The following is a 26,051-nucleotide window of genomic DNA, read 5'->3' as shown; positions in this document are numbered from 1 at the left end:
AAAATCTAATTTTCCGGCTCCTGACTTCTAAAAATGGCACAGATACTATTTGTTTCCAGAGCTATTTCAGTGTTGGTAAAAAATCTAGGAACGCTGATTCTATTATTACTTCTGTTACCTTTTAACCTGGTAATGGTTTTACTATCATTGGTCAGAAATTTTTTCAACACCCCTTGGCAAAAGAAAAATGTTTCCCCAACAGACAAAAAAAGAATTTTGATTACCGGGGCAAAAATGACTAAGGCATTGCAGCTTGCAAGGTCTTTTCATCAAGATGGGCATGAAGTCTATTTAGTTGAAACTCATAAATACTGGCTATCGGGACATCGTTTTTCTCGCGCAGTCACCGGTTTTTTTACCGTACCAGCACCAGAAAAAGATAGGGAAGGATACTGCCAGGGACTATTGGAGATAGTTAAACAGAATAATATTGATGTTTTTGTCCCCGTATCCAGTCCTGTTGCCAGTTACTATGATTCTCTAGCCAAAAAGGTTTTAGAACCTTTTTGTGAGTCAATACATCTCGATCCAGAAGAAACAGAAATACTTGATGATAAACATGCTTTCTGCACTAAAGCCAGAGAATTAGGTTTGTCTGCCCCCAAGGTATTTCGGATTACCGATCCGCAGCAAATACTAGACTTTGATTTTGAACGTGACGGCAGTAAATATATTGTTAAAAGCATTCCCTATGATTCGGTTCTGCGTTTAGATTTAACTCGATTACCCTTTCCAGAAATGGAAGAATACGTTCGTAGTTTGCCGATTAGTGAAGCAAAACCTTGGGTGATGCAAGAATTTGTTCGCGGACAAGAATACTGTTTTCATGCTACAGCACGTAATGGAAAAATCAGACTGCACTGTTGTTCCAAATCGTCTCCTTTCCAGGTTAACTACGAACAAGTAGATAATCCTGCTATCTATCAATGGGTAGAAACTTTTGTCAGCAAAATGAATCTGACAGGACAAATTTGTTTCGACATGATTCAAACCAGTGACGGAACAGTTTACCCCATCGAGTGTAATCCTCGTCTGCATTCTGCGATTACCATGTTTCACGATCATCCTGGAGTAGCCAAAGCTTATTTGACCGATGGTGAATTAAATGAAAAACCAATTACTCCTTTACCTGATAGTAAGCCAACCTATTGGACTTACCATGAACTTTGGAGACTATTAAGTATTCGTTCTGTTACAGAACTAAAAGCTTGGTGGCACAAAATAACTCAAGGAACTGATGCCATCTTAGATCCCCAAGATCCTTTACCTTTTTTAATGCTCCATAATTGGCAAATTCCCCTGCTACTACTAGATAATTTACGTCGTCTTAAAGGCTGGGTCAAAATTGACTTTAATATTGGCAAACTAGTAGAAATTGGCGGAGATTAAAACAGTAATCAGTAATCAGTAATCAGCTAATGTCAATCGCTTTAACTTTTATTGTCTTTTTGATTTTATTTACTGTAGTTGGTATTTTTGCAGCAACGCAAAAACAAAATACTACTACCGATTATTTGTTAGCAGGAAGAAATGTCAATCCTTGGGCGATCGCTTTATCAGCTTTATCTACTGGACAAAGTGGTTTTTTGTTTACTGGACAAGTAGGCTATGCCTATACTCAGGGTTTATCGGCGATTTGGTTAGCAATTGGTTGGGCGATCGGCGATTATATAGCTTGGATGTTAGTTTTTAAGAATTTGCGCCAAGTTTCCGAAGCCTCTGACTCAGAAACTGTTCCCGCATTTTTGGCACAACGTCAACCGGGATATCGATGGATTACGATTATTTCAGCACTAATTACCATTGTCTTTTTAGGTACCTATGCTGCTGCACAGTTGTTAGCAGGAAGTAAAGCCTTGAATAGTTTATTTGGTTGGAATTATGCTTGGGGAGTTATTATTGGTGCAATTATTGTGTTAATTTATTGCTTCTCCGGAGGAATTCGAGCCTCAATTTGGACTGATGCGGTACAAAGCATTGTGATGATTGTGGCTTTGTTACTGTTGTTTATCGTAACTATTTCCGCAGGTGGTGGATTAAATAACCTATATACCAATTTAAGACAAATAGATGCAAACCTAATAACCTTATTTCCTACCAATTTGACCTGGGGCTTTGTACCCTTTTTTATTGGTTGGTTAGTTGCTGGTTTTGGTGTTGTCGGACAACCTCACATTTTAGTGAGAGCGATGGCACTAGATTCAGCAAATAATATGGGTAAAGCGCGGGATATTAAAATCATCTGTGGTCTGGTAACAGCCTTTGCTGCTATTTTTATTGGATTAGCAGCGCGAGTACTACTGCCAAGTTTAAATGATCCAGAATTAGCGTTACTGGATTTGTCTCAAGAACTGTTACCCGGAATATTAGTTGGTGTGATGTTAGCTGGTTTGTTTGCTGCTACTATCTCAACCGCAGATTCTCAGATCTTATCTTGTTCTGCTGCCTTGACTCAAGACTTATTTCCTGGATTAGCTAAATCATATACGTTTGCCAAAATCGGCACTATAGTCGTCACCGCTATTGTTTTGGTAATTGCTTTGCTCAATAACGACAATGTCTTTGGTTTGATTACCTTCGCCTGGTCAATTCTAGCCTCTGGCTTGGGAGTATTACTGATTTTACGCACTCTAGAAAAACCTGTTTCTACTCCACTAGCGATCGCCATCATGATAATAGGTATTACAGTCGCAATGACTTGGAAATTAGGATTACATCTGTCTGACGCCGTATATGAAGTTTTTCCTGGTATGACTGCGGGCTTTTTAGTGTATTTAATTGCTTCCCCACTTTTACAAACCACAGAAAAAAACTCTACTTAAGATTTAAAACTCTACCTTTTTGCGTTTAAAGCATTACGCATTCACCAACGCCGAATTTGGGAGGTAAAATGCTATTGCTGAAAATGGTTTTACTGAAATGTGTCAGGCAGCCAGGCTGTCAGCTTATAGCTATCAGCTTTCAGCTCTAAAGTTTACGCTTTGTAAATGGCTGAGAGCTTTAAGCTATTAGGTTTAATGCCCCCCACTAAACTTCGTTTAGTGGTCTTCGTTCAGGACAAAGGCGCTTAGTTCGCCGCATGTGGTATAAAGCCTTTTCTGAACGGCTGATAGCTGATAGCTGATACCCATTAACATATTATGTGCGTTTTTTTCTTGCGCTGGCCCTGCTCCAATAGTATACGTCGGGTTGAATTGACACTCCCCACGCATGAATGCGGGAGATTCTTGGTTCGTAGAAAAAACTTACCCTGACAAATTCTCATCAGCCAAGATAGAGGTTTCGTCTCCCCAAGCTTTAGATCCCGTGTGTCCCACGGTACTTAATCCTAAAGAGAGGATGTTTCTAGCTGCATTTTCATCTCGGTCGAGAACACAGCCACACTTACACTTATGAGTTCTGGTGCTGAGAGTTTTAGTTACTTTAGCTCCGCAACCAGAGCAGTTAACAGAAGTATACTGCGGTGGTACGGCAACTGTTACTTTGCCAAACTTATAGCCAAAGTACTCTAACCACACTCTAAATTGATACCAGCCAGCGTCGGTTATCGACTTGGCAAGATTGTGATTTTTTACCATCTTGCCAATTCTTAAGTCTTCATAAGCGACTACATCGTTAGATGTGATTACGCACCGTGCCAATTTCACGGCATGGTCTTTACGTTGCCTACTTATCTTAAGATGCTTTAGGGCGTATCTTTTTCTCGCTTGGTGATAGTTCTTAGACTGTGGTTTTTTACTTTTGACGTACTTTTTAGACTTGCTTCGGTTTAAGCGATTGAGTGCTTTTTCACCTCTTCGATAAAACCGAGGATTCTCAATCTGATTCCCTTTGTCGTCGGTACAGAAATAGTTCAAGCCAACGTCTAAACCAATTTCAGAATAAGATGGTTCTACTCTTTCTCGGTTGTCGGCATCGACTAAAAACTGACCATAATAACCATCAGCACGTCTAACTATTCGTACTCGTTTGAATTGTTTGATATCGTACCAATTCAAATCTCTTGTACCTTTTAGCTTGACCCGACCGATATTATTCTGATCGGTGAAGGTTATCTGTTTTCTATTTTCAGAAAGCTTCCAACCTGTAGTCTTATACTCGACCGAGCGAGAATGCTTCTTGAACTTAGGAAATCCCTTTTTTCCAGGAGTTTTATGTTTACAGTTTTGATAGAAACGAGATATTGCAGCCCAGGCTCGATCTGCACTGCTTTGTCTGGCCATTGAATTTAGCTTGTGAGCAAAGGGGAATTCAGCAGCTAGTACTTTACAGTATGCCGATAGCTGGTATTTTCCTACTCCTTTATTGTCCATCCAATATCGCAATGCTTTGTTGCGTATGAATTGTGCCGTTCTGATGGCTTCATCCATCGCATCGTATTGAGTTGGCTTGGCTTGTATCTTCATCTCTAGAACTAACATATTCTTATGCTATCATATAAGCATAAACTAACCCAGCAAGTGCTAGCCGTGCCGTAAAGCCCCATGTCTGAAGCCAGGGGCTTTACGGCACGAATCGGTAAGGAGGCTGTATACGTAGATGCTGTGTATATGTTACAAGTCGGAAGGTGAATCAGGTGATATATCCATTACTTTTCGATTTTCTTTTGCTATTTGTTGATCGGTAATTAAATCATCTAGTTCTTTAATGTTCACACCAATTTGTTGGCAAGCTTTATTCAAATTTTCAATAAATAAGCCAGTATTTTCATCATAACCAGAACGTTCTGCTGCTACTTCTATTCCTTGCTTGGCATTTGCTTTGGCACAGTTGATTAGTTCTATTCCTTGAAGCATTTATTATCTCCGTAAGTATTAGATAAATATCGTTTTTAAACTACTTGAGTTTCTAATTTTGAGTCTTGCTTCTGGTGTAGTAAGCTTTGACTATTTGAATTCTCTATGTGATTTTCTAAAATTTCTAAATTGCGGCTATTAGCTTTAAAATAAGCATCGAAAAGATCTCCAACTAAGGGTATTGAGCCTAGTATGGTTTCAATTGCCACATTACCAGCCATTTTGCCAATTTCTTCTTTTTTTAATCCAAAATGAGCAGCTAAATAAATCATATACGCAGAGATAATCGCACCAATCAAATCTCCTCCTCCTGGGAATAATCCCAAAATGGGATCTAAACCGATCCGAAATTTAGTTCCGGGAATACCAATAGCTGAATCTAAAAGATTAGTAATTTTTCGAATTCTCTGAAGATTTTTTAATTGTTGAGTTTTATCCATTAATTATCAATTAAGCAAATATATTTGCCCTGATTTTATAGCGATCGCTAGTTTTTTTCTTCTCTCTCTAGTTAGATCTAAGCTGAGTTGTCAAGATTTGTCTTGCGTATAATTGTTTTTATCTCTTTCTACTTCCATCGCTATCTGTCTAAAGTTAGACGCTTTCACTTCGCATATCCCACTAGCATCTATGAAAGAGCAGTAAATAGAGCGATCGCTCTGAGAGGAAAATTGGTGGTTAATAATCAAGAAATTTTGACTAATGCGTCTGGTATTCCAGTACCTAGCAATACAGTATCCAAATCCGTAGGTAAGCAAGGTCCTTTACTGCTAGAAGACTATACTCTTCTAGAAAAGATGGCACACTTTAACCGCGAACGTATCCCTGAGCGAGTAGTTCACGCAATTGGTTCTGGTGCCTATGGAACCTTTACTGTAACTGATGATATTACTCAATATACTAAAGCTAAGCTATTTTCAGAAGTAGGAAAGCAAACTGAAATCTTTGCCCGTTTCTCTGCTGTTGCTAAATCTAAAGGTGGTTCCGATATTTATCGCGACTTAAGAGGATTTGCCGTTAAGTTTTACACTGAGGAGGGCAATTGGGACATGGTAGGTAACAATACACCTATCTTTTTTATGCGCGATCCGATCAAGTTTATGGACTTTATCCGCTCGCAAAAAGAACACCCCAAAGAACACTGGCGACATGACCAGATGTGGTGGGATTTTTTGTCATTAACTCCCGAAAGTATTCATCAGGTATTGTGGTTAATGGGAGATCGCGGAGCACCAATGGGATGGAGACACATGAATGGTTACGGTAGCCATACTTTTAGCCTGATTAATGAGGAAAACGAGCGTATTTGGGTCAAATTCCACTTCAAAACTGACCAAGGCAATAAATTCTTTACCGATGAGCAGTGGCGCAAAATGCAGGGAATCGAACCTCGATGGGCAGCAAAGGATTTGTATAATGCTATTGAAGAAGGGGATTATCCTTCTTGGACAATGCATATTCAGACTATGACTGACAAACAGGCACAGAATTTCCAGTGGAATCCCTTTGACCTCACTAAAATATGGCCTCACGCAGATTTTCCCTTGCAGAGAGTTGGTAAATTTGAATTAAACCGTAATCCTGAAAACTATTTTGCAGAAGTAGAACAGGCTGCATTTTCTCCGGGAAACGTTGTTCCTGGAATTTCTTGGTCGCCAGATCGGATGCTACAGGCACGAATTATGTCCTATGCTGATGCCCATCGTCATCGTCTCAGCGTTAATTACGATAATATTCCTGTTAATCAACCTCATGCTACTAAAGTTAACGATCCCTACCGTGATGGCTTGATGCGTACAGACAGCAATAAAGGTGGACGTATTAACTATAATCCTTCTCACGAAGGTTATCCTCAGGCAGATCAAAATGCTGAAGCACCACCTTATCATGTTTCTGGGATGGCAGCACGGATCGAACTAGATGAAGAGGATCATTACGATCAGGCGCGAATGTATTACGATATGCTCGATAATGACGAAAAAAAACGTTTGTATAACAATATCGCTGGTAGCTTGGGTAAAGCTAGCGAAGAAGTTATTAAAGACCAGATGCAGCTATTTCGCAATGTTTATCCTGAATTAGCAGACAAGGTAGAACAGGCGATCGCCAATTCTGAACCTCCAAAACCAGAACCTAAACCAGCAACTGTTTAGGTAACAAGTAATAGGCATTGCTGACAAATTAAAACAAAATAGTTTTAGTCAACTACTACAGATAGTGTCGTTTATTTTAGTTCACACTAAATATGGATTAGAGCCAATATTTATGGCGATCGCCATAGTCAAGCTTGAATTCGTGAAAGTATCCCAAAAGCTAAGAGCTAAAAGCTGATAGCTGATAGCTAAAAACCAGTTGACAAACAACACATAGCTTTAACTTGTCACCAATGAGTAATAGGTAGTGAGTAGGTAAGTCAATACTTGCTACTTGTTACTCAATGCGATACTCAAATCTTTCAAAAATTTTGATCTTTTTTCAAGAAGTATCATGTCAGCCTTTTTATTGACATTGGGTTTTATCTTACTAACTGTTGTCTCTTCCGATGTTCTAACTACTACCCTAACTGTTAAGGGAGGAGGTTTTTTAACTAATCGTTTTTCGTCCTGGGTATGGCATAATGCAACTAAAGTACACAGACATAACAATAACCATCGTCTGTTAGCTGGAATGGGATTATTGTTAATACTAGGAATGGCAGTATTATGGTATCTACTAACTTGGACAGCATGGTCGCTAATTTTTTGTTCTTACCAAGATGCAATTCTTAATGCTTCCAATGAAGAACCTGCCAGTACTTGGGGAAGAATTTATTTTACGGCATATACTATTACTACCTTAGGTCGTGGTGACTATTTACCTCAAAGTACAATTTGGCACTTATTAACGGGTTTGGCAGCAGCTAATGGTTTTTTCTTAGTTACACTTTCCATTGCTTATTTGTTTCCTGTGGTGTCCGCAGTAACTCAAAAACGGATCTTGTCAGTTTACCTAGCATCTTTAGGTGGAACAGCAGATGAAATTATAACTAGGGCTTGGAATAACAAAAATTTTGGTAATTTAGATCAGCATTTAATTAGTTTAACCCCATTAATTTCTGAATTGGGCGAAAAACACTTAACTTATCCAATTTTACATTATTTTCATAGCCGAGAAAGAACTCGTAGTCTTCCTTTGAGTATTGCTGCATTTGATGAAGCAATGACTATCTTACAGTATGGAGTGCCCGAAAATTATCAACCCGATCCTGCTGCCTTGAATCCTGCACGACGTGCCTGTGCGGCTTTTTTAAAAACTCTCAAGTCCGCATATCTAGAACCCAGTGACAGCGAACCTCCTTTGACTCCTCTAGAATTGCTGAGAAATAAAAGTATTCCTACAGTTAGCGATCGCCAGTTTCAAGAAACTACAAACCACATCAATAAAAGACGCAAACTACTATTGGCTTTAGTCAGAAATGATGGCTGGTCTTGGGATGCAATTGCATCTAGTGAAACAACTAGTAGGGCTACCAGTTTAGATGACGAAACAAAAATTGGTAGACGAGTCTTGTATTAAAATATACTTTATTAACTATTAAACCGATGAAAGAATCTGATAATTGGATTGATATTTCTTTGACCATTCACCCAGGGATGCCTTATTGGCCTGATAATCCTCCTGTGAGCATTGAACCCAGTCAATGTCTGGCTCATGGAGATGTGTGCAATGTTTCTAAATTAACTATAGGGACACATACAGGTACTCATGTTGATGGTATCAACCATTTTATTAAAGGTGGTATGGGTGTTGATCAGATGCCTTTGGATGCGACCATCGGTAAAGCGAGAGTGATTAAAATTGAAGATCCAAAACAAATTAAAGTTGCCGAAATCGAACCTCATAATATAACGGCAGGAGAAAGAATTTTATTTAAAACTCAAAATAGCGATCGCGCTTTGAAATCAGATACTTTTGTTGAAGATTTTGTACATATTTCTACCGAAGCAGCTCATTACTTAGCGGAAAAAAAAGTTCGTACTGTAGGAGTAGATTATCTTTCTGTAGGTGGTTATCAAGGAAATGTAGTCGAAGTACATCATGCTCTACTAGGTTCAGGTATTTGGGCAATTGAAGGGTTAAATCTATCCCAAGTAGAACCAGGGGAATATGAGTTAATTTGTTTGCCAATTAAATTAAAAGATGGTGATGGGGGTTTAGCTAGAGCAATCTTAAAACCTCTTCACTGAAGCTTAAAGCGTATGCCAGATAAATTGTTTGTAAGGGCGAACGGTGGTTCGCCCTTACGAAATATTATGTGTCTCTGATACTTTCCAAATCGATCTAATTCTGAGTCATCATCATCAAAATTAAAGAGAAAAGGAAGGCGATTCATCAACTGCTAGCTCTTGACAGCCAAGTTTTACGAAACGTGGTTTACCTCTTGGACATAAGAGCTTGTTTACAACAACTTACAAACAGTCTTTCAGAGAGCCAGAGGAAACACGCGAGCCTATCGATCATTGTCAATTAACCCTTCACCATCGGTCTCAATATCTAATTCTTCTCGACGAATAGTTTCACGAGCAGATACAGTATCTTTTTCTACTTCTTTACGAACACTTACTTCTTCTCTTACAAACGCCTGTTTTTCGATTTCGGCTGACTCTTCATAAACTTCTACTCGAGCTACTTCTCCCTCATTAAATGCAGTTGCACCTGGAGTAACAGCAGTAGAATCGGTAGGATTGCTACGTTCGATGATGATTTTTTCTTTCTCTATCGGAACCGAAACAGTAGCAGTTTCAGTCTCAACTTTTTTCCCTACCGTTACTGTACCGGTACGGAAACGCTCTTTATTAGCTACTAAACGTTCTTCGTAAAGCTTAAGGCTTTGACGACCATCAGTTTCTTGATGTGAATAAAGACTAGGTTCTCGATCATAATCATAACTAGAAGAAGTACTTGTACTGACGCCCGAATACTCATCACGATAGACATTTCTGACATTTTCCTCATAGTCATAATCTACAGTCATGTCGCTGTTATATTCAGGTAAATGCTCTGCTTGTTCTTTTGTCAATCCAGTAGCATATACTCTTTTCTGATTACGATCAATGCGAGCGCGCCCAAAAGGAAGCAAGACTTTTTTGCCAAAAATCCAGAATCCAGTGTCAACTACTAAATAGCGGAAGTGACCATCTCGGTCAACTAAAATATCTTCCACGGAACCAACCTTTTCTTCATTATTACTGTAGAGAGAATAACTTAATAAGTCATCGTTATCAAAGAGATTACGATAATCAGGGTAAATATCTCCTATCTTATAAAGATTTACTCCAGATTTGAGGTTAAAGCGATCGCGATTATTAATCAAGTTTTGCTCGTATCTAACAATATTACCGTGATTATTGGAGTTCAAATCGTATAGTTGTGCGTTCCGACCATCACTATAAACCCCGCTATTATATGCGTTTGCTTGTTGGGAGTAAACGGGACTGTTAGTATCGTAATCTTTACCACGATAAGTCATTCTAACTTTTTCTTCGTAGTCATAGTCGATAGTCATATCACTATCATATTCTGGTAAGTTTTCCGCTTGCTCTTTAGTTAAACCACTGGCATATACACGTTCTTGACTGTAATCAATACTAGCCCTACCAACTGGCAACAAAACCTTTTTACCAAAGATCCAAAAACCAGTATCAATAACTAGATAGCGAAATCTACCTGTATCATCTACTATAATGTCGTGAACAGAACCAATTTTATCGTTGGTGTAATCGTAAACAGAAAAGCTTTTGATATCACCGCCACCAAATATATCTTCTTGATAGTTAGGGTATAAATCGGCGATTTTTGCTAAAGCCATAATTGATTATTCCTCATTGCATTATTATTCTTAGGTTATTAGTTATTCGTTTAAGTTTCATCTAACTTATGAGGTAGATATAGATAATATTAAATACAGCTAAAGTCATAGTATTAAACGATTACAAATATAAGATTTTTGAGTATAAAATTACTAAGCTAAAGTTTTCTAATTATTTGGGAACTAACTCTTAAATCTAATAAAGCTAGCTGAAAAATTGGATAGATTGTGGGGAGTTTATCTATAGTATTTGCGATCATCAATAGTAATTTTTTACTAGATCTTCTCGATAATGACGTTGATTTTTTTCATTTTATTTATGATGTCGGTCGTATCCTTTTTGACACTTTTTGAATGATATATTTTGATTAGACTTATTAGTGTATTAAGCGGTCGCTTTTAATCATAGGCGATCGCTTTTTATTTTAAAAATAGACAATTCTTGGCGAATCAACTTATTACAAAAAAGTTATAATAGGTATACCCAAGTACTAAATCATTCATAACATTAGTATAAGATCTAAGATTAATGAGTAGAAAATTCTACTAACGAGAGTAAAACCTTTCTTGCAATGGTCTAATCACCAAGATAATAACAAGAAAGATAATTTGAGAAGGATCTTATACTTACTTCACACAGAATAGGAAGAAAATGAAACACGATGTAGTATTAGTAATAATCACCGCTTTAGAGGTGATTACGGTGGTTTGTGGATTTTATGGTTTAATACAATGGAAAATGGATCATAATCGTAATCCGAAAGCCCAGTAGGAATGAATATGAAGAGGGGTTGCTTGTTTGAGAAGTTGCCTCTCTTAAAGAGATAATTGTCGATTTTTGAAGACTCACTACTGCCCAAATCCCAAGTTGATTCTTAGGGAATTAATCGGTTAATAGTTAGAGATTGTAAGCGACAAAATAGCGATAGCGTAGTCAGTGGCTTAACGGGGAGTGTCAAGAATCTGACTGAAGTGATTCTGTTTCAGCCTGTTCTAAATTTTCTTGTAGAATATCCAAGACAATTTGAGGATCGGTTGCTTGTTGCATAATTTGCGCTTCCCAATCATAGCGATCACGTATATTTGGTATATCTTCTCGTAATTCTTCAATTAACTCAATTAATTTGGCAATTTTTTGTTCGGTCAAAAGGTTAATTTGTAAAATCAAATGCGATCGTTGTTCGGCTAATTTATCTTGACGGGTTTGTTGTACCAAGACTCCTGTAGCAATGAGTAATGCAGTGATATCTATTCCCATCTCTTGTAGATCGAACTTGGGTAAACCAAAAGGTAATAATTCTGGTGCTAAATGACTACATAAACTCCAACTGGTAAAAAATAATAGCTGTAAATATAAAAATTCCGATTTACCAAAAAAAGAAGCTATTTTCTCGATAAGACGATCGCGCAAAGGTAACTTTTGTTCCTGTTTGGCTTGAAATCCAATTATCTTCTCAATGTTTTTGACAACCTGTTCGGATAAAGGATATTTTTCACCATCGATATAAATAGATTGTGCTGAGGGGGGAATTATAGGAGATGATTTTGAAGCAACCATGCGCTCAACATTCTGTTTAAAAAAATTATATCTGCACTTTAAATTAATCTAAGTTCAACTACTTCTGTCTCCAGAAAGAAATCTTATCACTTTTAGCTTTTATAAGAGAAATATTGAAATAGTATTCCCTCAACTTGATTTAATTGAGGGATTAGAATCAGTTTTTGCTTCCCTATGAAACTGGTGATATGTAACTAACGCTATTATCCAAGTTCTGTTTTCGATCTATTCTAGGTAAACTCTACTTTTTCATGAGCTATAGAAATATTTCTCATTTAGATTAGCTAACAGTTCTGTGTAAAGATAGAGTAGAAGGATAGTGTAATAATTCAGCAGTAGAATGCTGATCTACCATTTCTTGAGTAATTAAACAGTGAGTAAGATCTGGTCTAGATGGAACTTCATACATGATATCTAACATCAACTCTTCAATCAGTCCTCGTAAAGCTCTGGCACCTGTTTTACGCCGATAAGCTTCTTGAGCGATGCTTCGTAGAGCTTCAGATTCAAACTCTAATCTAACGTTGTCCATACGCATTAACTCCTGATATTGTTTGACCAGAGAATTACGCGGCTTGGTCAATATGGTAAACAAAGCTTCTTCTGATAGAGGTTCTAAGGTAGTAACCACAGGTAATCGTCCCACCAATTCTGGGATAATGCCAAATTTGACTATGTCTTCTAGTTCCAGATCCTGCAACAAATTATCTTTAGCTCGAGATTCTAACTTGACTTTTTTAGATGAGACTTTAGATGAGACGAAACCAATAGATTTTGAGTTGCTACGACGAGAAATAATTTTTTCTAATCCGACAAAAGCACCACCACAAATAAAGAGAATATTACTAGTATCTACAGGAATACATTCTTGATTAGGATGTTTTCTGCCTCCTTGAGGAGGTACATGAGCAATGGTTCCTTCAATAATTTTCAATAAAGCTTGTTGTACCCCTTCTCCAGATACATCACGACTTATTGAAGGATTTTCACTTTTACAAGTAATTTTATCGATTTCATCTATATAGATAATACCTCGCTCTGCTTCAGTGATATCTAATTCTGCTGCCTGTAAAAGACGTAAGAGGATACCTTCGACATCTTCACCCACATAACCTGACTCGGTTAGAGTAGTAGCATCAGCAACCGCAAAAGGTACATCTAGTACTTTAGCCAATGTTTGAGTCAGTAAAGTTTTACCCGATCCAGTAGGACCAACCAACAAAATATTTGATTTTTGTAATTCGAGCCCTTCATCAGTAGATGATGATTCTTCTTGAGCCGCTTTATGTCGAAGACGTTTGTAATGATTGTAAACCGCCACGGACAAAACTTTTTTGGCGTCTTCTTGACCGATGATATGTTCGTCCAAGTACTCCACCAGCTTTTTGGGTTTAGGTAAGGGATGATCTAGCCAATTTTGCTTACTATTTTGGTTACTCTCATCTGGTTGACTGTCAATTAACAATTCACTACATGATTCAACACATTCATTGCAAATACAAACACTATCGCTGGTAATGAGTTTGTTAACTAGATCTTGAGACTTGCCACAGAAGGAACAGTTTAATTGAATAGGTTCTATAGTCATTTTTATTTTTGAAATATTAAATAGCTAGGTGGAACTAAATTGGGAAACAAGCTGAAAGTTTAAGGGAATAGAGATTCTCTCTATAAGATGGGTAAGTCAAGTAACTAAGTCAAATCTGTACAGTTTTAGGCAACAGAGACGCCTAAAGGTCGATGTGACAGAAGTAAGCCTTTGGCTTGAGGGGAATTCTGCTCATCAATGTCAATAATTTTTTGTAGTTCGGCCAGGAATTCCTGCTCAATATACGGTTTAGTTAGATAAGTTCTAGCTCCTAAAGTCATGGCTAAAGAGCGATGTTTATCATTACTACGAGAAGTCAGCATCGCCACAGGAATTTGAGAGAGCTGAGCATCTTGTCTTAGGCGATTTAGTAACTCTAAACCATTGAGATTGGGCATTTCGAGATCGCTAACAATCAGCTGTACTGGAGTACTTTGTTGTAAAAGTTCTAGCGCTTCCCAACCATCTTTGGCTGTTAATACGCGATAACCAACCTTCTGCAAGGTACGAGTTAGTAATCTACGCATCATTGCTGAGTCATCAACAGCTAAGGCAGTGGGAACTGAATCTTGCTGCTTCAGAGTATCTTGAGCAGCTAAACTTCTGTGCTGATCTTGATTAGCAGATTTTCGCTCCCGGTCAAAAGCTAACAAAGTAGTGGGGGCGATCGCCGGAATTAAACAGCCATCTCCTAAAACGGCATAGCCGTAAATATACTTGGGAGTAGCGATCGCCACAGTTATGGGTTTGATTACTAGTTCTTGCTCTGTATTCAAGCCTTCAACTTCCAGGGCAAATTGTTGTTCCCCCTGACTAATGACTAATAGAGGTAGAGATGACATTTGTGAACTCGATACATTGCCAAATGTTCGACTCCGAAAGCGAATTGGACTAGGATACCTATACTCTAATAAATCACTCAAACGGTATACTGGTAGCAGTTGATCGCGCCAAGATAACATCCGTTGATTTCCTGAGAAATTTATTTTTTCCTCCTGAGGTAATATAATCTCACGAACGTTAACCGCAGGTATAGCAACTGCTGAAGAATGTGCTGAACAGACCATCATCGGACTGATCGTTTGAGTTAAAGGTAAGCTTAAAGTAAAAGTTGTTCCTTCACCTGGGGTGGAGCTTAAAGTAACACTTCCTTTAATTGCTTCTAACTGAGAACGAACTACATCTAGTCCCACACCCCGACCCGAAAGTTCGCTAACCTTGTCAGTGGTCGAAAATCCTGGTTCAAAAATAAAGTCGAGCAGTTTATCTTGATTAATCTCTGCCAATTGCTTGACTGATAACCAACCGCGATCAATTGCCTTTCTAGCAATATTCTCGACCTCTATACCTCGACCATCATCTCTAATCTCAATTAACGTACGATTACCTTGATGATAAGCACAAATATCAATTTGACCAGCTTCTGATTTTCCTTGTTGCAGTCTTTCTTCTGGTAGTTCAATACCATGATCGAAAGCGTTTCGCATTAGATGCAATAAGGGGTCATGAAGTTTTTCTAAGATACCTTTATCAACTAGAACTTCTGTCCCACTCATGTTTAGATTGACTGGTTTTTGGTACTTAACTGATAAATCTCGTATCGCTCGCGGAAAAGTACCCAGTATCTGATCCAGAGACATCATTCGCGCCCACATCAGTTCTTCTCCCAATTGGGACAGTGTTTTTTGCTGTTGCTTGAGGGTATCTTCTGACTGTCTTTTGTAGAGAACAATATCGTCTACTGCCTCCTCAAACTGCATCGTCTCTTCCACTATCTCCTGGGTTAGGGAATATACTTTGCCATAATTATCCATTTCCAAAGCATCAAAATCGCCTAAGGATGCAGTTTGGTGTGGGTTATGATGACTTGGTGCGATCGAAATTCGGTCGGATATTTCCTGAAATTGATAGGTTAAACGTTGAAATTGTTCTAATCTATTCTGGAGTTTACTTAAAATTGTTTGTAGTTGTTCTTGATGTAAAGCTTGGCTATTCCGATTAATTACTAATTCGCCCACAAAATTATTAATTTTATCTAAGCGATGAGAATCAACTCGAATTTTAAAATTAGCAGCAGGGTTGAGTTGAGTAGAAGAGTTAACTGTCTCTAGTTCCTCTGACTCTGTGGAAGATGTTGTTTCTGGGTCTTGTTCCGTGACAATTTGTGCTTGTTGATGATGTTCGGGGAACAGTGGTTCTTCTTCTTCTTCAGAAAAGACTAGAGTATCTTGCTCCGAGAAAAGTGGTTCTTGATCAGTAGTTGCTGTTTCTTGTTCGGAGAAAAATGCCTCTTCTTCTTCCGCAGTGAATACTAAATCCTCTTCTTCAGAGAAAAATGCCTCTTCTTCTTCTTCGGAGAAAACTAATGTTTCTTGTTCGGAGAAAAATGCCTCTTCTTCTTCCGCAGTGAATACTAAATCCTCTTCTTCTAAAAAACTTTCACAAGGTATTAGCGAGGAATTTGAACCCACAAATACCAAACTAGAGAGTCCAGGATCGTCAGTAAAATCTAATTCTTCTGGTTCAAAAATTACTTCCGCTTCCATCTGTAGAGAGCTGAGATTAGAAGAAGCAACTGCTTGATGCTCTGTCTTTTCTACTGGCGAGCGCTCTTTTTGACCGAATGCTAACAGAGTTTCTGAGGGACTACCACCACTCTTGCGATCGCCGGCTAAAACTTGCTCTTTAGCATTCAGAAAATCATCTAAAGCTAGAGTAGCTATCTCTAAAGCGGCACTGGGATTGGCATCAAGAGCAGTTATAGTTGCAGTAGAGATCGCACCAAAGCCCGATAAGTTTAGCATTTCAGCAAAACCACTAAACACCTCGGCTTGAGTCCGTATTTCTGCCACTAAGTCAAAGTTTTGCGGCTCGGCAATAACCTTAGCTATATGGTCAATCCCTTGAGCGATATCAACTTCGAACAGACTAGAAACTATATCAATACCCAAATCATCAGAGCTAGGAACATAGTTTTCTGCTGCTTGTAAGGCATCTCCTAGTCTAGTTTCAATTTGAGTCAGGGTTGAATCAGCGTTGCTCAAAGCCAATTCTGAATCAAAACTTCCAGTAGTTATTTGTTGATTTAATGGTAATTGTAGACAGTCATAAGCTTTTAACAATAAAGTTTCTAGCTCGGTATCAATTTTATTTTCGACAGATAAGGCTTTGAAAATAGTTTCTAAGCGATGAGCAATGGTTTTGATAGCATTAAGTCCTACAGTAGCAGCTCCTCCTTTGAGAGAATGAGCTGCTCGCATTAGATCATGAATTTTGCCAGGATTACAACTTTGCTGTAGATTGAGCAAACCTGTTTCCAAGATTTGTAATAACTCTGGAACTTCTTCGAGAAAGAATTCGTAAGCGTGAGCGCGATTTTCTGAATCTATCATGATGTAATAATAATTTAGAACTAATGACTGCTAGTTGCTCTAATGGAGAAAATAAGCATGAAGGAAAATTGATGCCATTGATAGCTGTAGCAAAATTACCAACAATAAATTACTGTGTTCTATACTTTTGCTTTGAGTACGATTAAAATCAGGTCTTAATTTTCGAAAATTGGGGTGAAATTGTTTTGCTTTCCTAACTTTTGTACTCATGACTTAACTTTAATTTAGCAACGGAAAATTTAGCGTTAATTAATATATTTTTGATGTAATCTAACATCCTGATTATTGTTGATAACTATTAGACTTAGTTAAGGTTGACTAAATCTATCCTAGAAGTTTTATATTTTTTTAAAATATAATTCTAAGCTGCTTTACTATATCTCCTAGTAAATTACTTGAGCTTTTTAGCATGACATCATATTAAAGAATCAAAAGTAACAAACTAGAAACAAAAAGTGTATAGATAAGAAATAGTTATCAATTGTGCTAATGCAATTATTCAAAAAGCAGATCGCCGATCTACTTGAATGCTAACAGCAGAAAAACGACGATGACGGTATTCCCAGAACATTCGCAACAACTTGAGTTGCCATCGCTGGTTTCGCCGACTTCGATTTGCCAGAGAAGTACTTTCAATCCCCTGCTCTAATTGGGAAAAATGGAGGTTTAACTGTTTTACTGGTCTAGCTTCGGAATTCATATTTTGGGCTTTAAATAATTAACTGAGTGATTAGTGCTGCTCCCATAACCGTCAATCGCCAATCAAAAGATTAGGACTAGGAGATGAATCAGAGCTAGTACTAGCTAAAAACTCACAGCTAAAGCCCACAATTCATCTCTTGAGAAATAGTAAGTAGCAATTAAACTTTGAACTTTTGAGCGCTGGTCTGAAGTTGATCGGTGATCTTCAACAGCTGTTTGGTCGAGTCAGAAACGGCGATCGCATCACTTGAAGTTTGGCTGGCGATTTGGGCTACTTCAGCAATAGTATTATTGATTTGCTGACTGGCTCGTGACTGCTGAACTGTTTCTTGGGCAATCTGCTTGAGCCGATCTCCCACTACCGTACTCGATGAGGCAATCTGATTTAACTTTTGACGGGTTTCATTGACCAACTTGGTCCCCGCTACCACTTGCTCTGTGCCCTGTTCCATCGCTGTCGATACTTCTTTGGTATCTAGCTGGATACTGGCTACTAGTTTTTCAATCTCCGTGGTCGCTTCGGCGGACTGTTTGGCTAAGGTTTGCACTTCCTCAGCCACGATGGCAAAGTTCTGTCCATCTTGACCGGCGCGATTGGCCTCCAAGGATGCATTTAACGCTAACAGATTGGTCCGGTCGGCAAAACTATTAATCAGGTTGACTACCTTAGAAATCTTTAGGGATGATTCTCCCAACCGTTTCACTTTTTTGGCGGTATCAGCTACGGTTTCTCGGATGGCAAAGATTCCTTCTACCGTCCGCTCCATGCCTAAATTGCCCACCGTTACTGTATTGGTTACTTCTTGGAACGATTTTTCCACTAATTCGGCATGGGCTGCCACATTTTGAATCGATTCGGTCATCGTCTTGATTTGTTTCAGTGCCGAGGCGATCGCTTCTGATTGTTCCGTAGCACTGGAAGATAGGGATTGGGCGATCTCCCCATTGTTCGACGTGGTGCTCGCTATTTGGGTCACCGATTGTTGCACCTGGGTCACTATTTGCCTTAGGTTTTCTACCGTCGCATTGTAGGAGTCAGCTATCGTGCCAATCTCTCCCTCTCTAATAGTCGCTCTGATGGTTAAATCTCCTTTGCTAATCGGGTCGACCTCCATCAATAACTCCATCGCCTGTTGTTGCAGTTGTTCCTTGAGGCTTTTTTGCTCCAGTAACAAGTCCGTTCTCTCTTTGGCTAACATCACTTGAGATGCTAGTTGGGCAAAAAAGTCAATCTCTCCCTGTCTCCAGGTTCGTGAACGGTCACATTGCTGGATTACCAAAAATCCTTGAAACTGTTGTCCCACAAATAGCGGTGCTGATAACTCTGATTTGACTTCAAATGCTTCGAGTTCTCTTAAATGAGGCAGCTTGAATTTGGCTTGGTAAATATTATTGACCACTCTTACCTGTTCGGAGTCATCCTCCATCAGATATTGATGCAGATAGTTGAGTTGGGCTACCTTGGTCTGTAATCTCGCCACCCGGTCTGATTTGACTGCTTCGGCGACAATCTCTCCTTGCTCATCCCGTTGATGACGATAGATGATCGCCCGGTCTACCTTGAGGATCGGGATGATTTCTTCGACTGCTAACTGAAACACCGCTCGTGAATCGACTGCTCCTGCTAGTTTGAGGGTCAAATCTTTGAGTAGTTGGGAGCGTCTGGCTGCTTTATCCTTCTGTACAATCAGCGACTTGAGCTGTACTGCCATCTTATTGATGTTACTCCCCAGGGTCGCTAACTCATCGGAACCGGTCACTTCCAGCTGGGTATCCCAATCACCCCGTCCAATCTTCTTGACTGCTCCGGCTGCGGCCACAATCGGTAAGGTGGCTTGATGAGCCAGCAGAGCTGCCAGACCCCCAATCAACAAGGCTGCTCCCGTCGTCCCCAGCAGTAAGGTTAAACGTAATTGATTCAGCGGCGCAAAGGCTTCATCTACTGGCGTGGATACCGCCAGCTGCCAACCTGAACCCATTACGCCCTCTATTTGCGGGATCGAGGCCACACTGACGATCGAATCGTCTCGGTCATTATTATCAAACATCACCCTGGTACCGATGATACTTGTTGCTTTGCCTCCATTGCTCAGTTTCTCTTGTACCTGCGCCATCAGCTCCGGTAGGTCTTTAAAATCCATCCCCGCATCTCGACCGAGTAACTCTCTTTCATCTGCCGCAAATACTTGTCCATTGCTATCGACTAGCTTGTGTTCTAATCCCCGCAACAGAGATGGTTGAAAGATATGCTGCCAATTGGTTAACGGCATTCGAGCTGCCAGTACCCCAATCACCGCTCCCGTCTCTTCATCCTTAATCGGGGCGGCTATATCGAGACTATTGTTCACTGATGCTGCCGAATTGATCTCTGGTGTATTCACCGCCACTGACTGGGATTCAATCGCTCGCTGAAAATATTCCCGGTTACTATAATTTTCTGTTGAGTCTAACGGTCGTGGCGATTTTGATTGAAACATCAAATTACCATTAGTATCAAACATGGCAATGCTGTCATATTGATGCCGATGGGTATCTATGTAGTTATCTAAATGGGCAATCTTCTGCGATACTGATGCCACTTGGTTGATTCCCGAATCTGTATATAGTGGCGAGCTGGCAATGGAATCGATATCACTAATCAAATGATTGGTAAACAGACTGACTTTTTGTCTGATCTCCAAGGTGGTACTCTCTTGATCGCTGACGATCTGTTTCATCAACGATTGGGTCGCTAAATGATGGGCTACCCCCCCCACCGTGGCGATCGGTACGATGCCAATTGCTAGGGCAATTAAGGTGGCTTTGCGTCGCAAATCTAACCCCGTCCACGAGCGGAAGATGCGCTCCTTTAGTGGTAATTCCGAAGCCGCCACTGATTTGAGCACCTTCGAGGCATTTTTGGCTTGAGTAATTTTATTTCTAACTCCTGATGAATCTTGAATAAATAAATTAGTAATCATTAGAATAATTCAGACTAGATGTGTGTAGAATATTTGACTCAGTTGAGAATTAAGTGTGAACTGGCTGATTTATCGTTGGGTGAGCGAAATTTACGGTGGCCAAAATTTAAATTTTCGTTACTCGTTACTTTTTACTCGTTACTTCAAGCGTTTGTCTTATTTAACTCCCACACCTTTTTTCGTTCACCCGTTATCGTTCTGACCCACCTCAACCACTGATGGGGTCTTCGACAATCTTTTGCCAAACCAGCTCCAGGTCCACCACTGGCAACACTTCACTGGCTGATGGCGAGCAGTAACCCTGCAACAGTTGTCCCATCTCACTATTGCCCTCTGCCGTTGCTGCCTGAATTGAATTCAATTCACACTGTTCGGTGCGTTTGACCTGGTCCACGACTAATCCCAGTAGCCGATTGGCGGCATTTTCTGGTCCTACCTGAACCACAATTGTCGTGTAATTGGCTACTGACCTGGCTTGTTGCGAGATCAGTCCCAACCCCATTAAATGACTTAAATCTGCCAGCAACAGGATTTCTCCCCGATGATTGTACGCCCCCATGATCCAGCTGGCCATGTGGGGCATCGGCACCACTAACTCCGTGGCCACCGTCAATACTTGCATCACTTGCTCTGCCGGCAGTAAGCTGACTGTTTCTCCCCCCAGATGTAATCGCAAAAATTGCCCCCTGCTCGAAGCTGGAGCCAGGGATTTGTTTTCTGACTCCTTCACCCCTGTGGCCAATATTTCCGCTGACATTATGACACCTCCTGAGTTAAATTCTCTGGGTTGATTACTTCTCTCAAGATCCTGGCTATTTCTTGTGATGCCACTGGCTTGGTGATATAGGCATCTGCTCCCTGCTTCAGTCCCCAAAATTTATCTAACTCCGTTCCTTTGCTCGAACAAAAGATGATCGGTATCTGATTGGTTCTGGGGTCATTTTTGAACTGTCTACAGATTTCAAATCCACTCCGACCTGGTAGTAAAACATCGAGAAAAATTACATCGGGTTGGTATTGTCGCAGTTGTTCTTGGGCTTCTTCTTCGCTTTGAGCTGTGAGCACCTCAAAACCACTTTGATGTAAACCCAATTCCAACACTTTGCGGTCTACTAGACAATCTTCGATAATCAGGGCTGTATTCATGAGCTTTATTACAGGTAAAGGAATTGATAATATGGGAGCGATCCTAAATGAGATTTTAAATCTGACTGGCTCGATATCTTTAGCCAAGAGCCAGCCACAGCCAATTAACAGTAGAGGGTTAAATCTTCATGACATTCTTCTGCCAGATAGGTTAATGATTTGAACCTCAGCAGCATCAGTTGGTCATAAAAGGGATTCAACTTACACAGTGGCGGAATCGATAGCAGGGTATACGAACCCAGTTTGATTTCCCGTTCAAACGGACAACTTGCCGGTATCACTCGGCAAATCCATCTGGCTAGACTAGGACTACTGATTTCTATTCTCTCTAGTCTTTTTTGTAATCGCTGTAAGAAGAATAAGATAATCGGAAAATTATTCATGGTTTTGGCTCTACTTGGTTGATTGGTTACAGTTTTGGCACCCTCTAAGCTACTTGTTGACGCGAATTTAAGTCTCTTGCCGTACTCCCTGTCAGCTGGCTCAGGGTGCAGTGCCGAAGATGTTTTCTCATTGTCTCTTTGACTGCCTGCTTATCCACATTCGCCTTACTCAGGAAGTCTGAGGCTCCTACCAACTTGGTTTTGACTCGGTCTACCATGCCATCATTCCCCGTCAGGATGATGATCGGCGTATTCTGGAAGATCGATATTTGACGCAGTTTATTGCACAGTTCGTAACCGTTGATATTGGGCATCATTAAATCCAGAAAGATTAGATCTGGCTTGAGGGCCATCAGGATACTAAACGCTCTTAACGGGTCGTTGATTCCCACAAAACGATACCCTGCTCCCGTCATAAATTTTTCTAAGGAACTACAGATTAACGGGCTATCGTCTACACAGGCAATTAATGGTGGCTGCAACTTCACCTCTGAGGATACTCCTAACATTGGTTCGGCAGGTCTGGTATATTGATTAACTCGACTAACCCTGACTGTAAGTAGGGCAATAAAGACCGGGTAAACGATAGGGTCTCTCGCTTCATGTTAAACGCCAGATCTCTTAGCGTTTGCTCCTTGCTTAACATCTGGTTCAGCATCTCAAATAAGTTCGCTGAGGTACTTTGTTGTAACTCCTCTGGTTTTCTAATCACCGGTGCGAGATTGGGACTAAAATCTGTGGCTTGAGCTTCTTGCCATGATGCCCACTGACGCCTCACCTCTGCTACTATCCGAGTCCCATCGATCAGGATTATTCCCTGAGCCGATGATTCTCCCGGCTGCAATTCGTAGCTAATGTTTCCCGCTTGGGTAATATCAAACAGCACCTCGACTACTGTCGACCAGATGATCTTGGTTGCCTGTTGTCGATTTATTTTTCCTTGTTTGACCCAGTCATACAGTAGTTGATACTGCCAACACCGATTGCAGTTTTCTGCCGTCATGTGCGACAGGTCTGATGTTTCCCCCGCCAGTTGCGCTGTCAGCTCTGGCAAATACGTGATGATGTTTCTCTGCCATCTTTTGACCGGATGTGTTCCTCCTGTGGCATACACTACTCGACCCAGATGCAGATAGATCGTCCAACGGTCTCCTTTGGACTCTCTTAACTCTACTCGACCATCAAATCTCAGTTGTTTGAGGGTTTCAAATAACTCGCCTTGGGTTGGTAAATCAAACTTATTTCCTGATAGGGCTTGCCCTTTGAGGGCTCGTAAATTTGTCGATTTGGCAGAAGCTTTTTTATTCATTTCTCTGTTGGACAATCAATGGTTAATGGATTAACTAGACGGCGGTACAATTTTCGGCTTTAAGCTACCTGGTTTTCTGAGCTAATCACTTTGGCGTTGAATTTTCTCCCCTGGGCTACCATCGGCTGTCGACGGCGAGAAGAGTATCTGGGGCTGATTCCCGGCAAATCATCGGCGGCTGCTTGAGTTGTGATTAAGGCTCCTGCTGGTACGTAGCGGTCATCTGCTATATTCACTCCCATCACCAACGCTTTGGGCTCCACCACGCAATTACTTCCTACTGTCGCTCTAAAGATTAGTGATTGCATCCCCACATAGGTCTCTGCTCCGATACTTGCTGGTCCGCATATCTGACATTGATGGGCTAGAGTCACTCCTCTATCGATATACACTCCATAGTAATGTCCATTTACCTCTACTACCGGCTCCCCCATCAGTTCTTGATGATGTCCTGTGTCTACTCCCTGTACTATTACTCCATCTCTTATTTGCACCTCTTGACTCACCCACACTAGTCGCTCCCGTTCTCCTCTAATTGAGGCTCCTGGCGCTACCATTACTCTCTCTCCCAGATACACATTCCCGATCACTGCTGCTAGGCTATGTACCTCGGCGGTGCCTTCGACTTCTGGACTCAGCTCTGGACTTGGCTGATAATTGAGCACACTGGCTGTTTGACTTTGATGGTTTTGGTTATGATTAAAAGTTATTATCTTATTCATCGAACATTTCTTGGTTGATTGGCTGCTTTTTTCGGCTTATTTTCTTGGTTAAAAGTTATTCTGGTGAATAATACTGTTGTTTTAGGCTTTAGTTTAGAATTGTCGGTAACACTCTTTGGCACTACCTTTTTTACTTCTCGAGACTCCGACTTTTGTTCAGACTACTAATTAGTTTGGTTGACCAACTCCTGAGCCTCGAGCCTTTTTTACTCCTCCTCACCCTAACTGACCAAAGGTTACAAACTCGTTACTAAACTTTTCTGTCGATTCCTTGTTCTATCAGTTTTCTTCTCTTGGACTTTAAGAAATTATCAACATGAGGAAATAGGGAGACGGGAAAAATTGACCCACGGTACGCGTACCGCAATCCAAAATCTTTTAAAAATTATCCCGTTTGAGAACTACGGTTTTAAAATGAAGTCTTCCCTAATTGATCGGCTTGTTACTTTTTCTGAGAGAGATGTGAAATCAAGCGGATTATTGAGTAATGTAACAAAATGCAGAGTTACGCCATTTATTCCAGAAAGCTAACTAGAAGTATTAAACAACACTTTTATTAATGAAATAAAAAACCAGATGCTTGAAAGTAATTAGCAGTTTTTTATTCCGCCTAATTGCTATTTATAACAACACTCAATCAATAATTAACATCTGGAGAAGTAATTAAATGATTTATAAGACAAATATTCCGGTAAGTAGTTTAGTTAGCTCTAATCAAAACAATAATTTAGTAGAAAATAAGTTTGGTTTTCAAGATAAACTATACTCTTGTAATCAAAAAAGAGATAAACAGTTAATCAGTCTTTCTTCCAAGATTTTACAAACTAGTATTAACCAAAAACAGGGAATGCACCCTAGAAGATTTTGTCGTCGTTGGTTTGGATTAGAAGCTACTAAGAAAAATGGTAAATCTCGTTTCACAGAGGGGCAAATTTTAGCCATGGAGTCAGAACATGGTTATCGAGAACAGTGTATTAATTTGATTGCTAGCCTCTTAAAAATTAAACCTAATACTATTCATCGTTGGGGTAAAGGAGTTGCCTTTGACAAAATTCCTACCGATAAACGAGAAAAATATGAAATTTATTTGAGCTATATAGATGCAATAAGAGTCATCACTACAACCTTAGTAAAATTAGATGAAGTATCATTGTCAAGGCTACTACGGCAATTAGAAATGAGGTAATAAGTAGAAATCAAAAATTTAAAACTGTATTCTATACATAAAACTTTTGAGTTAATAGAAACATAAACTTTATAATTTGAATCAAATCAAAAACAAAATAATTGTAATTAATTAAATTTACTTACAATTATTTGTAAGAAACAAACCACTAGTTTGTAGCTAATATATATAGGCAAAATTAGTTACGCATCACCTATTACTCAGGTTAGTAATGATTTAAGGAGATTGAAGCTAATGAAGGTGCAATGGAAAAAGCTATTACTGAAAATATCCCTATGGCTAGTAACTGAAATTTGGTTGAGTTTTTTAGGTATTGACAATTTAGCTGACTATAGTGAATATGTTTTAGAAAAGCATATTATTGTGCAGCCACTACTAATATTTTATTCTATATCAAGAGCCAGAAGTCCATAATTTAGTTATTTGTAGGTAGGTAAAGTTCTAAAAATAAGTAAAGTCTA

Annotated in this window: 22 protein-coding genes; 7 read left to right on the top strand and 15 right to left on the bottom strand. The window is 39.7% G+C overall.

The genetic code is table 11. The features are described from left to right. Positions 1-33: 33 nt before the first annotated feature. Positions 34-1,389, top strand: a complete 1,356-nt coding sequence (locus PLEUR7319_RS0133445) for an ATP-grasp domain-containing protein (protein ID WP_019509604.1) — start codon at positions 34-36, stop codon at positions 1,387-1,389. 29 nt (positions 1,390-1,418) lie between these two features. Then, positions 1,419-2,822: a sodium/proline symporter gene (locus tag PLEUR7319_RS0133440; protein ID WP_019509603.1), complete on the top strand. Its 1,404-nt coding sequence runs from the start codon at positions 1,419-1,421 to the stop codon at positions 2,820-2,822. 423 nt (positions 2,823-3,245) lie between these two features. Here PLEUR7319_RS0133440 and PLEUR7319_RS0133435 read toward each other — a convergent pair whose 3' ends face one another. The 3 genes from PLEUR7319_RS0133435 to PLEUR7319_RS0133425 all read right to left on the bottom strand — a co-directional run bounded on the left by PLEUR7319_RS0133435 (position 3,246) and on the right by PLEUR7319_RS0133425 (position 5,236). Beyond that, entirely contained in the window at positions 3,246-4,421 is a 1,176-nt protein-coding gene (locus PLEUR7319_RS0133435) for an RNA-guided endonuclease TnpB family protein (RefSeq protein ID WP_019509602.1), read from the bottom strand. 132 nt (positions 4,422-4,553) lie between these two features. Then, positions 4,554-4,796, bottom strand: coding sequence for a hypothetical protein (locus PLEUR7319_RS0133430; protein WP_019509601.1), 243 nt, complete (start codon positions 4,794-4,796; stop codon positions 4,554-4,556). A gap of 35 nt (positions 4,797-4,831) precedes the next feature. Beyond that, positions 4,832-5,236: a DUF4112 domain-containing protein gene (locus PLEUR7319_RS0133425; RefSeq protein ID WP_019509600.1), complete on the bottom strand. Its 405-nt coding sequence runs from the start codon at positions 5,234-5,236 to the stop codon at positions 4,832-4,834. A 234-nt stretch (positions 5,237-5,470) separates the two neighbouring features. Between PLEUR7319_RS0133425 and PLEUR7319_RS0133420 the strand changes: the two genes are divergently transcribed. The 3 genes from PLEUR7319_RS0133420 to PLEUR7319_RS0133410 all read left to right on the top strand — a co-directional run bounded on the left by PLEUR7319_RS0133420 (position 5,471) and on the right by PLEUR7319_RS0133410 (position 9,022). Next, positions 5,471-6,949: a catalase gene (locus PLEUR7319_RS0133420; RefSeq protein WP_019509599.1), complete on the top strand. Its 1,479-nt coding sequence runs from the start codon at positions 5,471-5,473 to the stop codon at positions 6,947-6,949. 334 nt (positions 6,950-7,283) lie between these two features. Continuing rightward, positions 7,284-8,351 (top strand): potassium channel family protein, encoded by a 1,068-nt coding sequence (locus PLEUR7319_RS0133415; RefSeq protein ID WP_019509598.1) that lies wholly within the window; start codon positions 7,284-7,286, stop codon positions 8,349-8,351. 26 nt (positions 8,352-8,377) lie between these two features. Continuing rightward, the gene (locus tag PLEUR7319_RS0133410; RefSeq protein ID WP_019509597.1) at positions 8,378-9,022 is read left to right on the top strand and encodes a cyclase family protein; all 645 of its coding nucleotides are present in this window, start codon (positions 8,378-8,380) and stop codon (positions 9,020-9,022) included. 263 nt (positions 9,023-9,285) lie between these two features. Here the strand turns inward: PLEUR7319_RS0133410 and PLEUR7319_RS0133400 are convergent, their stop codons facing one another. From PLEUR7319_RS0133400 to PLEUR7319_RS37540, 12 genes are all read right to left on the bottom strand, one after another. Further along, positions 9,286-10,644: a DUF2382 domain-containing protein gene (locus tag PLEUR7319_RS0133400; RefSeq protein WP_019509595.1), complete on the bottom strand. Its 1,359-nt coding sequence runs from the start codon at positions 10,642-10,644 to the stop codon at positions 9,286-9,288. A gap of 955 nt (positions 10,645-11,599) precedes the next feature. Continuing rightward, on the bottom strand, positions 11,600-12,202 hold the full coding sequence (locus tag PLEUR7319_RS0133395) for a DUF1003 domain-containing protein (protein ID WP_019509594.1): 603 nt from the start codon (positions 12,200-12,202) through the stop codon (positions 11,600-11,602). A gap of 280 nt (positions 12,203-12,482) precedes the next feature. Then, positions 12,483-13,790: an ATP-dependent protease ATP-binding subunit ClpX gene (gene clpX / locus PLEUR7319_RS0133390; RefSeq protein WP_019509593.1), complete on the bottom strand. Its 1,308-nt coding sequence runs from the start codon at positions 13,788-13,790 to the stop codon at positions 12,483-12,485. Positions 13,791-13,915: 125 nt separating this feature from the next. Beyond that, complete coding sequence (locus PLEUR7319_RS0133385) at positions 13,916-17,182, bottom strand: hybrid sensor histidine kinase/response regulator (protein WP_019509592.1); 3,267 nt, start codon at positions 17,180-17,182, stop codon at positions 13,916-13,918. 499 nt (positions 17,183-17,681) lie between these two features. Then, the gene (locus PLEUR7319_RS0133380; RefSeq protein WP_019509591.1) at positions 17,682-17,882 is read right to left on the bottom strand and encodes a hypothetical protein; all 201 of its coding nucleotides are present in this window, start codon (positions 17,880-17,882) and stop codon (positions 17,682-17,684) included. A 160-nt stretch (positions 17,883-18,042) separates the two neighbouring features. Next, the gene (locus PLEUR7319_RS37555) at positions 18,043-20,844 is read right to left on the bottom strand and encodes a methyl-accepting chemotaxis protein (protein ID WP_019509590.1); all 2,802 of its coding nucleotides are present in this window, start codon (positions 20,842-20,844) and stop codon (positions 18,043-18,045) included. Between the two features lie 208 nt (positions 20,845-21,052). After that, positions 21,053-21,601 (bottom strand): chemotaxis protein CheW, encoded by a 549-nt coding sequence (locus PLEUR7319_RS37550; protein WP_019509589.1) that lies wholly within the window; start codon positions 21,599-21,601, stop codon positions 21,053-21,055. Continuing rightward, positions 21,601-21,990 carry a response regulator transcription factor gene (locus tag PLEUR7319_RS0133365; RefSeq protein ID WP_019509588.1) on the bottom strand — a complete coding sequence of 130 codons (390 nt, stop codon included), beginning with the start codon at positions 21,988-21,990 and terminating at the stop codon, positions 21,601-21,603. The genes PLEUR7319_RS37550 and PLEUR7319_RS0133365 overlap by 1 nt, the downstream gene beginning before the upstream one ends. Positions 21,991-22,094: 104 nt before the next feature. Continuing rightward, the gene (locus PLEUR7319_RS39825) at positions 22,095-22,373 is read right to left on the bottom strand and encodes a Mo-dependent nitrogenase C-terminal domain-containing protein (protein WP_026102942.1); all 279 of its coding nucleotides are present in this window, start codon (positions 22,371-22,373) and stop codon (positions 22,095-22,097) included. Between the two features lie 44 nt (positions 22,374-22,417). Further along, positions 22,418-22,882 (bottom strand): response regulator, encoded by a 465-nt coding sequence (locus PLEUR7319_RS41135; RefSeq protein ID WP_063822292.1) that lies wholly within the window; start codon positions 22,880-22,882, stop codon positions 22,418-22,420. Further along, positions 22,876-23,682 carry a DUF4388 domain-containing protein gene (locus PLEUR7319_RS41130; RefSeq protein ID WP_063822291.1) on the bottom strand — a complete coding sequence of 269 codons (807 nt, stop codon included), beginning with the start codon at positions 23,680-23,682 and terminating at the stop codon, positions 22,876-22,878. The genes PLEUR7319_RS41135 and PLEUR7319_RS41130 overlap by 7 nt, the downstream gene beginning before the upstream one ends. A gap of 59 nt (positions 23,683-23,741) precedes the next feature. Continuing rightward, positions 23,742-24,404 carry a hypothetical protein gene (locus PLEUR7319_RS37540; RefSeq protein WP_019509586.1) on the bottom strand — a complete coding sequence of 221 codons (663 nt, stop codon included), beginning with the start codon at positions 24,402-24,404 and terminating at the stop codon, positions 23,742-23,744. 667 nt (positions 24,405-25,071) lie between these two features. Between PLEUR7319_RS37540 and PLEUR7319_RS0133345 the strand changes: the two genes are divergently transcribed. Beyond that, on the top strand, positions 25,072-25,590 hold the full coding sequence (locus PLEUR7319_RS0133345; protein ID WP_019509585.1) for a hypothetical protein: 519 nt from the start codon (positions 25,072-25,074) through the stop codon (positions 25,588-25,590). Between the two features lie 234 nt (positions 25,591-25,824). Next, on the top strand, positions 25,825-26,004 hold the full coding sequence (locus PLEUR7319_RS43025) for a hypothetical protein (protein ID WP_019509584.1): 180 nt from the start codon (positions 25,825-25,827) through the stop codon (positions 26,002-26,004). The last annotated feature ends 47 nt before the right edge of the window (positions 26,005-26,051 follow it).

Origin of the sequence: Pleurocapsa sp. PCC 7319, from assembly GCF_000332195.1 — a bacterium.
Classification (GTDB): domain Bacteria; phylum Cyanobacteriota; class Cyanobacteriia; order Cyanobacteriales; family Xenococcaceae; genus Waterburya.
The sequence above is the reverse complement of the archived record's forward strand: the minus strand, read 5'-3'. Positions and strand labels throughout refer to the sequence as shown.